Genomic DNA, 13667 nt, shown 5'->3' on the forward strand with positions numbered 1-13667 from the left:
CATTACCATGCCCACAGCGGTCGGCGTTCTTGCCGTTCAAGGCGACTATGACAAGCATGTCAACGCCATCCGAAGGTGCGACCCGGACATCGAGATCCTTGAAGTCCGCTCGACCGAGGATCTCGCTCAAGTCGGCCGGCTGATCATCCCTGGCGGTGAATCTACAACGGTCGGTCTGTTGCTTGAGCGCTTCGGCCTTGGACAAGCCATCCGAGAAGCCGCAAGTGACGGAATGCCTATTTGGGGCACTTGTATGGGGATGATTCTGATGGCCGAGAGTGTGGCTGGAAGGGACCAATACCGGCTTGGCTTGCTTGATATCACCGTTGAGAGAAATGCCTTCGGCGCACAGGTCCACAGTTTTGAGGCGCCGGTTGAGATGTCGGGATTTGACGAACCTGTCTTAGGAGTGTTTATCCGCGCCCCAATCGTGACCCGGCTGGGTGGTGGGGTTGAGGAGCTTGCACGAATGGACGATAAGGTCGTTGCAGTTCGGCACGGACGGCTACTCGGAACCTCGTTCCATCCTGAGCTAACCGACGACATCCGTCTCCATGAGTGGTTCTTGGGATTCTAGGGCAGATCGACGATCTAGCGAGAAGTAATTTCATCCGCTGTTTCTGGGTGAGGGGCCGTAAGGCGTAAGCGCTGCCAAGCAGGTTTTTGAGGTTTGAGATCGCCTAACTGAAAGTCACAATATGCAGTCAGGATTCGCAAATAAAGTAGCCCCGCTCTGAGGGCACGGAGACGGGGCTTTCTGGGGGGAGGAAGGAAGATTTATGAAGTGCTTGCTGATCTCATCAGCCGCTAACTTTTTTATCGTCGAGATAGATGGACTTTTCTAACAGTTCTCCGATCACTTTGACGGGTACATAGACCACGCCATCTTTCTCGGTAACACGTTGGTCCATTTCTCTCGACTTACCATTCAGACGGTATTTCTTGGAGTCTTGTTCCAACACCAGATCACGGTCCTGGGTAAAAACGTAGATTCTGCCAGATCGGGGCGACTGGTCGTAATCCAGTTCCAACTGTCGGGCGGCGTCTACAATGGGGACCATCAGAGTCTTGCCTTCGTAGTAAGGGGTTCCGTAGCGAGAATTGAACCGAAGTGATTGGTCGCCAACTCGAATCTCACCGATTTGTCGGCTGTCCCTTTGGTCTCTTGGCAGCCTTTCGTCAGCGGCCTCTCGATCTCGATCGTTCGAGCGATCTCGCCTTGCCAGCTCCCACCGATCGTCGTCATCGCGCGAAGCACCGTAGTAGGGAGAATCGCGTCGTGGCTCATATTCTAATTCAACGTACTCTTGAATATATGCGCCCATCTTAGCGTCTTTTCGGATGACTAGGTTCCCACGCTCTCCACGTTCGGTTTCGTTGATGATTACTCCCGCTAATGCGCCGATAATTACGCCTTCAAACGGCTTCTTTATCAATGAACCAAGAAGACCCCCTATCGCGATACCGTTAAATACAGATTTGCCATCATCTTTGCCCTGCTTGGCATCAAACTTCCCATCGTCCTCGTAGCGGTCTTTGCCATCCCATTTCACGGGCACAGCATGGATGCGTGCGCGAGTGCCATCGGGCAGGACGATCTCATCAAACGCGAGCTTGAGCGACTCTTTGTTTTTCTTCTTGTCGATGTTCAGGATGCGACCACGGAAGTAGGTACCGGGTGGAAGATCGCGATTCTTGTCGACGGTAGCCGTAAACCGGTCGCCCTCTCGGCTACCCTTGATGCTAAGTTCCTGATCGAACTTGACGGGGATCACCATGTTGCGATCCAGTTCAATTCTGTCAGCGGCAGCGCCAAGAGCGGTAAGGCCAGCAGCGGCGAGTGTCATGGTCAGTCGTTGTATGCCCTTCATAAGTTCCTCCAACGTTGCAAGAGTAGGTTTGGAACGTGTGAGTCTATCGGGGGTTTTGCCCTTTGGGACCAATTGGCTATGGCCTTGGTTCTGTTCAACGCGGCATGGCGCGTTAGGCAGGAAAAGCCCGCAGGAAGAGGTCAGGGCCTATCCGCTCTATAGATTCGATTTTGAGGTTCGGCACGTCAGCAAGCTGTTTCGTGATCGAACCTTCGATCCAAGCGGGACCGCTTCCAAAGACCTTTGGAGCAATAAAAAGGGCTATCTCATCAAAGAGTTTGGCCTGAACGAACGAAGCGATTGTCTTCGCGCCACCTTCAACCAAGATCGAAGTTACACCCAATCCCCACAGATGCCGCAACACCTTGGTAAGGTCAAATTGTCCACTCACCGCTTCAAAACCGATTTGGCGCTCGTTTGCGGGCTCGCCTGCTACCACCCAGCATACTTTTGCGTCAGCAGCAGAAAAGACGCTCTCCGTGCCGTTTAGAGCCCTTTCTGGGTCTAACACGATCCGTGCAGGCTGGTTCACAACACCTTCTATCCGAGCCGTGAGTTTGGGATTGTCGGCAAGCACGGTGCCACTGCCGACTAAAACAGCTCCCATCTCTGCGCGAAGCCGGTGCGCGGCAGCCCTCGACTCCTCAGATGTGATCCACTGGCTCTCGCCACTTGGAAGGGCGATCCGTCCATCGAGGGTCATGGCCGCTTTGAGACAAACATATGGTCGCTGAAGTCGCATTGCTGTCAACCACACACGGTTTGCTTCAGCAGCTTCCATTTGCAATAGGCCGACCGACGTTTCGATTCCAGCTTCACGTAAGCGCGCAGATCCTCCCTGCGCCTTTGGGTTGGGGTCTGGACATGCAAAAGAGACCCGTTTGACGCCTGCTGAGATGAGAGCTTCGGAACATGGTCCCGTACGGCCCACGTGATTGCAGGGTTCCAGCGTGACATAAGCTTCTGCGCCATGGGCTCGACCACCTGCTTGCTGAAGCGCGACAGCTTCGGCATGCGGGCCGCCAGCGAAATCGTGCCATCCCTCGCCTACGCATTCGCCCTGCCGAACGATCACACAGCCGACGTGGGGATTTGGCGCGGGAAATCCTCGGCGGGAGAGTTCAACCGCGCGAGCCATCCAGAATTCAGGCGTCTTTTCGCTCATGGTCCTTGAGCGTCCCTTCGATCAGCTCTTTCAGATTCTCCTTGGCCTCTTCGCGAAACTGTGCGCGCTGGCGCCGCAAGAGCCAAAGTGACAAGGCGCAGGTGAGAACAAACACAAACAGAACGGCGAGAAGATAGTAACCGTATCTCAGGGCGTAGCGCTTGAGTTCATCGCCGGTTCCTTCTGGTTTCGCACCCACAACCCATGGCCAGAGCGCAAGCATCAGTAGCCCTGTGACAAAGCTGATGGTCGTTGCGATCTTCAGCCACATGCCCGGCGCAACTCCTCCAACCCCTGTGCATAGCTGGATTGCTTCACGAGATAGCTTCCTGAGACGAACACATTTGCGCCTGCAATCCGCGCCGCCCCAATCGTCGAAGGGTCGATCCCACCGTCGACCTCAATATCGAGCTCTGGATAAGCCTTGTGGATGGCGGTCACCTTCTCCAACGCCTTACCGATAAATTTTTGTCCTCCCCAACCTGGATTGACAGTCATGACCAGAGCAAGGTCGATTTCGCCGAGCACTTCTTCAATCGCATCAACAGGTGTTGCAGGATTGATCGCGATACCGGGCCGTATCCCCATGTTTCGCAATTGCCCAATCAGGCGATGTGCATGGACTGTGGCTTCGGCATGGAAGATGATCACATCGGCCCCGGCATCAGCGAAGGCTTGGAAATGGGCCTCAGGGGTCTGTGTCATGAGATGGGCTTCAAAACAGAGGTCACCGTAGTTGCGCAGATTCTCGACCATTTGCGCGCCAAAGGTAATCGGGGGCACGAACTGACCGTCCATGACATCAAAGTGGATGCGGTCGGTGCCCGCGTCGATCATCGCCCTTACGGCCTCGCCTACACGAGAAAAGTCGCACGAGAGAATCGATGGAGCAATTTCAACTCTATTCATTGACCGCCCCCTCCTGCCGTGTCCGCATTTCTATCACGCCCCGGCGGTGAAACCTGCTCTTCGTCCGTGTCAGGTGTCAGGCTTTCCGCATCGGCTTTCTTCGTGACCTGCTTGACTAGTTCACCATCGTAGAAGATTCTGAAAACCGCCTCGGCGCCGTAGCCTTCTGCGGTGATCTCCACGAGATTATCTGGATCGTGAAAATCTTCGTGGACCGTTCTAGTTCCCCGGGCATCGGTCATATCAACCCGCAATCCGACTGATGCGGTGAGACCGGTGAGTCGTATCCGGATCGTGTAGAGGTACTTGGTTTCGTCTGCCCGATCTGAACGCCCGCTCGTCTGGCTGGAGACTCTGAACCGCACCTTTGTGCCTCTCTCCACCCTCTTTCGACTCTCTGGAACATGCGACACGACCAAGCCAGGTTCGAGTTGGCGATCACGCACCTCGTCAACGCGATCATCGCCAACCAAGCCAATCTCTTGCAACGTAATCTTTGCCTTGTCCACACTGAGCCCGCGAAGATCGGGGACCTCGACAAATCGACTGCCATCGCTAACAACCACTCCGATGACGCTGCCGACGTAGGAATCGTTGCTTGGTGGAGGGTCCATCTCGATGACCGTATTGGTCGCAAACTCCTCACTGGTTTCTCTGCGCATGATGCGCATCTTGAGGTCAAGCTGCTTCAGGCGAGACTCGGCTTCTGTAACCGTCAGGCGGCGAATATCGGGAACCTTGACGATCTTGGGTCGGGTCATGTTGAACATGACGAACCCCCCGATGGTGAAGATCACGAGGGCAGCGACGAAGATCATGACCATTTTCAACCAAGAAGGGACCCCATCGTCGTAGTCTTCATCGTCGACTTTGGTAGGTTTGGGCTTTGCTTTGGTCTCTTCCTTGATCGCTGACATTTTGGGAGCAACGCCCGCTGGCTCCTTGGTGAAACCAGCGGCTCCGCTTCGAGCGGGGGCGACACTTGCGGGAGCCGCAGCTGACCTTCCAAATCGAAGGGCGTCTTGAACGAATCTGAGCTCGCTCAGGAGTTCGCCTGCGTCGTTGTATCTTTCTTTGGGGTCTTTGCTGAGTGTTTTCGAGACGATCTCATTGAGGGCATTGGGGACTGCGGCGTTGAAATTCTTTACAAATGGCGGCGTGTCCGTGGCATGCTTGATCGCCATTGCAACGGGTTGATCGGCGACAAACGGCTTTCTGCCAGTAAGCAGCTCAAAAAGGATGACACCCATTCCATACACATCGGAAGGCGCCGTTGGCATATCGCCCTTGCTCACTTCGGGGGCGAGGTAGGGCGCCATGTTTGGCAGAACGACCGAACCCGCTGTCATGCTCGCGGAATAGCTCGGCCAAAACGCACTGAGCTTAATCTTTGCGTTCCCTTCTGGATCGACGATCACATTATGCGAGCCAATGTCTCCGTGAGTGAGGCCGACTCTGTGGAGGGCGGTCAGACCTTCGCAAATTGAAATGGCGATGGATAGCGAGACGGGAGCAGAGAATGGCGCGAGCCGTTTAATTCGGTCGGAAAGCAAAGTGCCCTTGCTGAGCTCGCAGACGAGAAACGTATGTTTCTCGTCTCGGTCAATTTCAAGCACACGCTCAAGGGATGGGCTCTGAACATCTTTCAGACGCGCGATGATTTCGCCGAGAGCCGTGACAAACTTGGTTTCCGAGGCATAGGGTTGTTTCAGGATGCGGATACATACATCGCGCGCAGAAACTTTGTCTCTTGCCGCATAAACGTCGAAAAGCGGTTCATCGTGCAGATTCTCAAGGAGCTCGTACCGAAGACGCAGGATGTTTCCTATCACGACGACTCCCGATCTTTGACAAATGACAGAACAATGGCTACGAGCAGTAAAGCCAACGAAAGTCGCCAAACCGGCTGTTGGTCAACCCGGGCAGCATATGTCGCGGCCTGGCCCGTGAAGTAGGCGTATTGGCTAGCGAAGTAGCCACCTACAAGGCCAAGCACGGCAAACACGGATAGGGCAAACCGTAAGGCTTTCATGCCGATAACAACGCCTCCCGCACGGCATCGGCGGGTACGTTCTCAACGAGTTTACACGTTCCCAAGCCTTCGAGGAGGCTAAAGCTAAGACCCTTGCCGGTGGCTTTTTTATCGCGGCCCATAAACTCAAGAAGCTCGTCGGCGCGGGTGAGATCATCGGAAGAGGTGGGGAGGTTGGACAACTTTAAGACATCAACAATCTCGCGTGTCGTGCCTGCTTCCGTGATGCCGATAATCTCGCCGAGCTTAGCCTCGACGGCCATGCCCACCGCCACAGCTTCGCCATGAAGCAGCCCTTCATAGTTTTGGATACCTTCCAGCGCGTGACCCACGGTGTGACCGAAGTTAAGGATGGCGCGTCTGCCGCTAAGATCGAACTCGTCAGCAGCGACGACGCTCTCTTTGAGCTTAATACAGCGTAAGGCAATCTGACTGAAATCTCGTTTCGTATCGTCCGTTTCCCGCTTCAACTCGTCTACGAACTCAGAATCCATGATGAAGCCGTACTTCCAGACTTCTGCCAGGCCATTTCTAAGCTGTCGTATGTCAAGGGTCGTCAGAGTTTCGGCGGCGATGAGAATCTTCTTCGGATGATAGAACGAGCCCAGCAGATTCTTGCCTTGCGCAAGGTCGATGCCCACTTTTCCGCCCACCGAGGAATCTACCTGTGCAAGGAGTGTGGTGGGGAATTGGATGAGGGGTACTCCGCGCATATAAGTCGCGGCGACGAATCCAGCAAGATCACCGATTACTCCTCCGCCAAGTGCGACCAGAGTCGTCGATCTTTTAACCCCTTCGTTTGCGACCCGGTCTATTGTGCGCTCGAAGTACTCGAACGATTTTGTTTTCTCTCCGGGCGGGAGCGTTAATATTGACCAGTCGGAGAAGGCGTGACCCCAGTGCTGAAAGACGTTTTCGTCTGTGATGATCAAGGAATCCGTCGGTATCTCGCGGATGAGTTCCGCAACGCCGCCGAAGGTGACCACGGAGCCCCCGCAACCAAGGTCATGCCTAAGCATGTTCAAGCCTCTGTTCGTACTCCTCTATCAAGAGCTTAATTTTAGCAGCGACCTCAAAGACGGGTGAGTCTTCGGTGTCGAAGACAATGTCGGCCTTTTCGTAGAGGTGGGCGCGTTGATCGATGAGGTCGCTAAGCTTCCCTTCCCAGTCTTCGACCATGAGTAATGGTCGCTTGCGTTTACTTTGTTCGAGACGGTTCGTAAGTCTGCTAAGGTCGGCGCGGAGGTAGATGACAGTGCCAAGACGTCGCATCTCGTCCCAGTTCGCATCTCGCATCACAATTCCCCCACCGGTAGCGAGGACACAGTCCTGCGGAGTCAGGGATTTGAGGACGCTCGTCTCGTGTCCGCGGAAGGCCTCCTCACCGTAGACCTTGAAAATTTGGGAAACGGTTCTTCCAAAGCGTCTTTCCAGCAACATGTCGGTATCTTCAAACGGGCGGCCCGATATCTCAGCAAGTTGCCTGCCTACGGAGCTCTTTCCGCTTCCCATCATGCCGATTAGTATCCAACACCGCGCCATGGCTTTATGAAAGAAAAGCGGTGGATCTAGAGGACCCACCGCTTGACAGGATAAGGAGACTTAGAGTCTACGGGAACCCGGGACCGAAGTCGTCCTCAAGAACAGTCGGAGTCACAAAGATGATGAGCTCGGTATGGTTCTTGTCCTGAGACTTTGACCGGAAGAACTGCCCGACGATCGGAAGGTCAGCAAGGATCGGGAATCGGGATTCTGAACCCGTATCCGACTTACGTGTCAGACCACCCAATGCAATCGTCTCGCCGCTGCGAACGCGCGCTACAACAGCGATGGTTTGCGATAGGATGTCTGGAACTTCCTGACCGTCTGGGCCTCGGCGAATCTGGCCGAAGTCCTGAACCGGTACGTTGATGAAACAAGTGACGGTGCCGTCTTCATTGATACGCGGCGCAACTGCCAGACCCGTAGTAATCGTGAACTGGACTAGCTGAGGAGCGTTGATGACCTGGCCGTTACCGACGCTGATCACCTGGTTGATGAAGAGGCTCGTCTGAACCTGCTGCTGGATGGAGGCGGGCTGGTTGTTGAGCGTTCGGATAACCGGAGCTTGGACAACCTTACCTGTGCCTGTTTGCAACAGCGCTCGCATTCGCGAAGTGATGTTGCCCGTAGCATAGTTCAAGAAGATCGGATCGCCTGAGCGAGCGAATGTTCCCGGGCGGTTACCCGTGATCATCGTTCCGCGCTCGTAGAGCCAGTCAAAGCCGAGCGATTTTGCAAAGCTTGAGCTGGTCGTCACGAACTCGACCTTAATCTGCACCTGTTTTGGGGCTACGTCGAACAGGTTAATGTTGCGTTGGAGGTCAGCAATATCCTCTTCCGAACCACGGACGATAATCGAGTTATCGGTCGGGTCGTAGCTGATAAAGTCGATCGATCCACCAACGAGGCCTTGTCCAGGTGTTAGCTGAGCGCCTCCGCCCTGGCCACCACCGCCGAAGCCACCTTGACCGCCGCCGCCGAAGCCGCCGCCACCTTGACCACCGCCGCCGAAGCCGCCGCCGCCTTGGCCGCCACCGCCACCGCCGCGTCCGCCAACCTGGTTAGCCGACTCACCGGGGAGTCGAATGTCGCCGCCGCTTTCCGCTGCTCCAATCTTATCGATGGGAACGGGCGTATAGTTGCCGCTGCTGTTTGCCAGGATTGGCATCTTGCCGTAGAACTTGGCGCCAAACGGGTCCGTAACGCGGAGGAACTCTTGGATCTTTTCAAATCCAGCATTCGGGTCCACGCCAGGGCTACCGCCGAGCTTCATGTAGATATCAAGTGCGTCAGCCTTTTGAAGTTTGATCTTCTTAAGCACGCGCTTGATCGGCTTAGCCGGGGCTGCTTCAACAGGTCCGACGTCCGTCTTGCCCACATTGTGGCCAATGATATACACGCCATTTGCATCACGGCGGAAGCTTGCGCCCGCTGCATTGCAAATATAGCGAATAGCATCGTCAGCCGAGATGTTTTTCAGCTGCAGAGTGACCGGATGGAACTCCTTTTCGGTCGGTTCGAGAACGAACGTTAGACCTGTGAGCTGAGTCAGCGTCTGGATAACCGCCGTCATATTGGCATCTTCCAGTCGCAGATTCGAAATCCGAATCTCCTCCGGAGCCTTTTGGGCTACGGCGCTCATCGGAGCGCAAACGCCAACCGCTAAAAGCGCTCCGGTGAGCATACATCGTACGAACTTATTACGCATCGTAATTCTCCTTACCCTCCTTGAATTCAGACAGGCTTACCGGCCGATGCCACCACCGCCGCCGCCACCAAAGCCGCCGCCACCGCCGCCGAAGCCGCCGCCGCCACCAAGGCCGCCGCCGCCACCGCCGAAGCCGCCGCCACCGCCAAGACCGCCGCCGCCGCCGCCGAAGCCGCCGCCACCGCCGCCAAAGCCGCCGCCACCGCCACCACCACCGATGTTCTGGGTGTTAAAGATGGTGCTCATCTCGGGCCAGGTCGAGGTTGATTGCGAACCCGAAAGCATACGCATGATAAACAGCGGGTCTGCGCTTCGGATTTTGAGTCGCCGAATAGGAAGCTTAGCGCTTGCTACGGGACCCGGGTCGGTGCCGCCGCCGGGGGTGATATTGTCCGGTGGGCGCTTGATGATCTGGTAGATGCCGCCTTCGACGCGGTACGTTGCATCAACCTGCTTCAAGATAGCCTGAAGCGCGGTCTCGAATGTAACGTTCCTAACGCTGAGCGTAATCGTTCCTTGAACATCCGGTGCAATGCTGTAGGAAACGCCAACGTTCTTGAAAAGCGCCTTAAGAGCTTCTCGAACGTCTGCCTCCTGCAGTTCAAGTGACGGAATGATTGTTTGGCTAGGATCGCTCTGGGCATGAGCATTGGCGATACCGCCAGCCCAAATCCCGATTGCGAGGATAGCCGCAATAATCGTTTTTTGCGCGTTCTTCATAAAGATTCTCCGTACCTTATGATGGATGAACCTGTCGGTCGTTTCATCAAATCTACTATTCTTAGCCGCCACTGGTTCCTAGTCCAGGGCCACCTTGTCGTCCGCCACGGCCTCCACGTCCGCCTGCGTTTCCACCGGCGTTGCCGCCAGAGTTTCTACCGCCAGCGCCGGGAGGTGCGCTTTCGAGGTTGACAATGATATCGTTCGGCTTCACATTACCACCCCGTCGTAGGATGGCTTTGTTCTCGTCGATGGAGATAACGGTCCACGGGCTGTTGGGAATCTGCATTCCGGGGTGAATTTGAACTGCCCGTCCGTCCTCCATGATAATGATCGCCGTAACTGTGTCCCCAATAATCACGCCAGCGAGCCTGCGATAAGGCTGAGGCTGCGGGCGCTCTTGGACTGTCACTTCGGGCTCTGGCTCAAATCGCTGATCCCAGCCGAAGTCGCTGGTTAGCCTTTCGGTAAGCTGTGCGTAATCGTAAGCTACTTCGTTTGGCTTGAGCGCAAACGGATCTCGTCGCGAGCCACCGAAGTTTCTGTTGCTCCACAGCATCGCATAGCGCTGCTCGTCGGGCTTCACTTCAAAGCCAACGCCAGCGTCAGCATTGGGCTTCTCGACGGGTCTCGTGCCTGCATTGCCTGAAGCTCCAGGCATCGTGACACCGGAGCCTGCGGCTCCGCTACCGTCTCCGCACCCGGCCAAGACCAGGGCAAGAGCCGCCATCGTTAAAATCGTTCTCACGTCTTTCATATCGGTCATTACACCTTTAGGTTCCAATTTGACGAACGAGATCGTTATCCGCCCGACACGCCCAGCGAGGGCCTGCTTCGTCCTCCAGCTGCACCACCAGCTCCGGGAGCTCCACCGCCGGGCGCTCCGCCTGCTGGCTGTGTGTTGCCTCCGCCTGACCCGCCACCACCGGTGAGATCCTGGTCTGGCACGGGCGGGAAGATATCTTTCCCACGAATGTAGCCAACGATGGTTACATTATACGTACCGGTTAGATTCGGCGATGTTCCTGATAACTGTAGACCGTCTGCGACGGCCAGATAGTTTGGCATTCTCGCCCAGGAACGCATGTTTGCTGTAATTTGCTCATATGTGCCGGTCACTGTGACCTGGCCAAGATCAAAAAGAACAATCGGGAACCCAGCTGCCGGATAGTTGTAGTAGCTCGACAGAATCTGGTTCGCGTTGTATACCGGACGGGGCACTTCAGGACCGTTCACAACGTGAACGCCACCCTGTCGCACCTGCGCATTCACTGCGCGTTGAATATCGTTTCCAAAACCTTGGGAATCGATCACGAGCTGATAGGGGTTGACAGACAGATCAATTCCTCGACCTTGTCGGGATGCCTGAGGAGTATTGGTCAAAATCGTAGCCCGCCAAGCTGCTGCTTTGGCTTCGACCATCTCTTTGGCTATCTCCACACGTCGCTTGGCTTTTGCAAGCTTATCGGCTTCCGTTTGCTGGAGTTGCCTGTTCTCGATCCAATAGTCCGTTTCTTGCTTATTGGGCATCGTCACAAAGAACAGAGACCAGGCCATCACGATCATGAAGACCGCGACGCCAATCGAGAGTATCGGTATTACGCCTAATTTCATCCTTTTTTCCTCAATCCTTTAAGTTAGCGATCTTCCGCAGCGGGCACTCCCGGACCGCCACCGCCTACATTCGGGCCACCAGGGCCGCCGCCAGGGCCTCCCGGACCCGTACCCGCGCTGCCTACTCCAGAAAGGCTTGCTCGCGGATTAGGCGTCTGAATATTCCTGGGGATCGTAATTGTCACCGTTACCTGATGCTCGTTCGGCATCGCTCCTCGAACTCCAGGCACTCCCGATCCAAAACCACCGGCCCCTTCATATCCCGAAGCGCTACCCTTGGCTAAGAAGTAGTCCATTCGCTCAAGGGGATCGTCCGGTACGGGCGCATCGCTGCGCAGGCGCGGGTCTGCGTTCTGATCGTTATCCGTAATCGGCGGTACGAACATTTCGTTGTACTGATATCCGGAACGAGTTACGAGAACCTGCCCGTTATTAATTCGTCGCAGAGCGAACATCATGTCCGCGTACTGCTGCTGTGTTCTCAGATAGCCCACGAGGGTCACCGTGCATGAATCTGGCCCATTCGCAGCCGCACTCATGCTTACCACTCGGTAGAAGCCCGGAATATAGGGTCGAACCTCGTCGTAAAGGTCGGGATAGACGGCCGAGTGCTTCTTCATGGCTTCAGCCAAGTTGATGTTCAAAATAACCTGTTTGGCCTCTGACATCACCTTGTCAGCATAAAGCGACTCGTCGAGAGCTTCTTTTGCGGTCGGAACAACCTTGAGCGCTTCTTCTCTAGCATCGGTCAGGTCCTTGCTCGACTTTGCGGCCATCCCTATACCGATAACAAATCCGGCGGCAGCGATAAGTACCGCTCCGACGATAGCCGCACGGGTTTTCTTCCCTTCGTTTACAGTTTGTGGAATTAAGTTCAGTTTCATCCGTGTCACCTATTCGAAGCAGATATGCAGACCGTTTCCAACGGCTACCGCGAACTCTTCGCGATGTTCGTCGACATATGCCGGCGGAACTTTCCGAATGTTTAAGTTCAGACGCCTCATCGGGTCGTAATTGTCACAGGTCTGCCCCGTGCTCTTCGTTAAATACGTTCCCAAACCGCGAAGTTTGGCACCGCCTCCACAGAGGGCGATCACATCGACGTTGCTGCCTCGGCTGCGGTAGTAGTCAAGCGAACGCTTGATTTCAGCAGCGAACTCTTCGGCTACGCCAGCGAGCGCCTTGTTCACACCGTCGTTGCCTGCATCGGCAACCGGCGCGATTTCGGCAGGCGCTTCGGCTGCTGTCGGCGCGCTGCCCGCATCGTCAGCTGGGGTTTCATCGGCAAATGGATTGTAGGGAGTGAACGCTTGCGTTGCAACTCCGCCAACACCAGCAGCCACATCGACTCTGTCGAGGTCTGCGGTCTCTTGCTTAAGCCGTTCTGCCTCTTCGTTGGAAACGCCCATCGCATCGGCAATTGCCTGCGTGAACATCTCACCGCCCATTGGAACTTGGCGCGGCAGGAGAAGCTTACCGTTGCGGTAGATATTGATTGAAGTTGTTTTGTGGCCGATCTCGACGAGGCAAACCGTTTTGCCAACGTGTTGATCGTCATAGCTCGTGACCAGCGACCGTGCTAAACCGAGCGGCTCAACGTCAATGGCGGCTGTATTGCGTCCGGCCTTCTTCAGACATGCCATGACGGTGTCAATCGCTGACTGCGGGCTGATTGCCATCACGACTTCCATATTCTGAGAAGTCGGATCCTCGTCTGCGAGAGGCTTAAAGTCGCTCACGACCGTGCTCTCTGAGAAGGGGATATTCCGGTTGATCTCCCACTGCATATGCTCTTTGAGCTCAGCAGGGTTCATCCGCGGCACTTCGAGCGTGCGCACCAGAACGGAGGCTTGCCCTGCAATCGACACGACTGCATTGGGGTTTGAGATGCCGCTTGCAGACAGCACTTGCTTAAGCGCTCCTGCAACTGCTTCTGCATTGTAAATACCTGTATGGTCGACGGCACCTTCCGGTGTGTCAATCATGCCAAGACCCGTAACCGAGGCTTCCTTCCCGGCGTTACGAATTTCGGCGACTTTGATAGACCGACTCCCGATGTCGATTCCAACGACGCTGCTTAGCTTTTTCGCCATATGTCGAGATCCC

Annotated in this window: 15 protein-coding genes; 1 reads left to right on the forward strand and 14 read right to left on the reverse strand. The window is 55.4% G+C overall.

Going from position 1 to position 13667, the window contains the following annotated elements; translation table 11 throughout:
- Positions 1 to 7 precede the first annotated feature (7 nt).
- Positions 8 to 577, forward strand: coding sequence for a pyridoxal 5'-phosphate synthase glutaminase subunit PdxT (pdxT, locus tag KF784_01945; GenBank protein ID MBX3117797.1), 570 nt, complete (start codon positions 8 to 10; stop codon positions 575 to 577).
- A gap of 223 nt (positions 578 to 800) precedes the next feature.
- On the opposite strand, the gene KF784_01950 is transcribed toward pdxT, so the two are convergent.
- The 14 genes from KF784_01950 to pilM form a co-directional block, all read right to left on the reverse strand.
- The gene (locus KF784_01950) at positions 801 to 1871 is read right to left on the reverse strand and encodes a hypothetical protein (GenBank protein ID MBX3117798.1); all 1071 of its coding nucleotides are present in this window, start codon (positions 1869 to 1871) and stop codon (positions 801 to 803) included.
- A 112-nt stretch (positions 1872 to 1983) separates the two neighbouring features.
- On the reverse strand, positions 1984 to 3036 hold the full coding sequence (ribD, locus tag KF784_01955) for a bifunctional diaminohydroxyphosphoribosylaminopyrimidine deaminase/5-amino-6-(5-phosphoribosylamino)uracil reductase RibD (protein ID MBX3117799.1): 1053 nt from the start codon (positions 3034 to 3036) through the stop codon (positions 1984 to 1986).
- Positions 3017 to 3307 (reverse strand): hypothetical protein, encoded by a 291-nt coding sequence (locus KF784_01960; protein MBX3117800.1) that lies wholly within the window; start codon positions 3305 to 3307, stop codon positions 3017 to 3019. Before KF784_01960 ends, ribD begins: the two co-directional genes overlap by 20 nt.
- Entirely contained in the window at positions 3298 to 3945 is a 648-nt protein-coding gene (gene rpe / locus KF784_01965; protein MBX3117801.1) for a ribulose-phosphate 3-epimerase, read from the reverse strand. Before rpe ends, KF784_01960 begins: the two co-directional genes overlap by 10 nt.
- Positions 3942 to 5777 (reverse strand): PASTA domain-containing protein, encoded by a 1836-nt coding sequence (locus tag KF784_01970; protein ID MBX3117802.1) that lies wholly within the window; start codon positions 5775 to 5777, stop codon positions 3942 to 3944. The genes rpe and KF784_01970 overlap by 4 nt, the downstream gene beginning before the upstream one ends.
- A complete protein-coding gene (locus KF784_01975) occupies positions 5774 to 5977 on the reverse strand; it encodes a hypothetical protein (protein ID MBX3117803.1) in 204 nt (67 codons plus the stop codon). The genes KF784_01970 and KF784_01975 overlap by 4 nt, the downstream gene beginning before the upstream one ends.
- Positions 5974 to 7002 (reverse strand): 3-dehydroquinate synthase, encoded by a 1029-nt coding sequence (aroB, locus tag KF784_01980; GenBank protein ID MBX3117804.1) that lies wholly within the window; start codon positions 7000 to 7002, stop codon positions 5974 to 5976. Before aroB ends, KF784_01975 begins: the two co-directional genes overlap by 4 nt.
- Positions 6989 to 7519 (reverse strand): shikimate kinase, encoded by a 531-nt coding sequence (locus tag KF784_01985; GenBank protein MBX3117805.1) that lies wholly within the window; start codon positions 7517 to 7519, stop codon positions 6989 to 6991. The genes aroB and KF784_01985 overlap by 14 nt, the downstream gene beginning before the upstream one ends.
- 67 nt (positions 7520 to 7586) lie before the next feature.
- On the reverse strand, positions 7587 to 8213 hold the full coding sequence (locus KF784_01990; protein ID MBX3117806.1) for a type II and III secretion system protein: 627 nt from the start codon (positions 8211 to 8213) through the stop codon (positions 7587 to 7589).
- A gap of 1050 nt (positions 8214 to 9263) precedes the next feature.
- Positions 9264 to 9947 carry a hypothetical protein gene (locus tag KF784_01995; protein MBX3117807.1) on the reverse strand — a complete coding sequence of 228 codons (684 nt, stop codon included), beginning with the start codon at positions 9945 to 9947 and terminating at the stop codon, positions 9264 to 9266.
- Between the two features lie 61 nt (positions 9948 to 10008).
- A complete protein-coding gene (locus KF784_02000) occupies positions 10009 to 10704 on the reverse strand; it encodes a hypothetical protein (GenBank protein MBX3117808.1) in 696 nt (231 codons plus the stop codon).
- A gap of 44 nt (positions 10705 to 10748) precedes the next feature.
- The gene (locus KF784_02005) at positions 10749 to 11561 is read right to left on the reverse strand and encodes a hypothetical protein (protein ID MBX3117809.1); all 813 of its coding nucleotides are present in this window, start codon (positions 11559 to 11561) and stop codon (positions 10749 to 10751) included.
- A gap of 23 nt (positions 11562 to 11584) precedes the next feature.
- Positions 11585 to 12445 (reverse strand): hypothetical protein, encoded by an 861-nt coding sequence (locus KF784_02010; GenBank protein ID MBX3117810.1) that lies wholly within the window; start codon positions 12443 to 12445, stop codon positions 11585 to 11587.
- 9 nt (positions 12446 to 12454) lie between these two features.
- Positions 12455 to 13654, reverse strand: coding sequence for a type IV pilus assembly protein PilM (gene pilM / locus KF784_02015; protein MBX3117811.1), 1200 nt, complete (start codon positions 13652 to 13654; stop codon positions 12455 to 12457).
- Positions 13655 to 13667: the final 13 nt, after the last annotated feature.

The organism is Fimbriimonadaceae bacterium (genome assembly GCA_019638775.1).
GTDB lineage: Bacteria > Armatimonadota > Fimbriimonadia > Fimbriimonadales > Fimbriimonadaceae > JAHBTD01.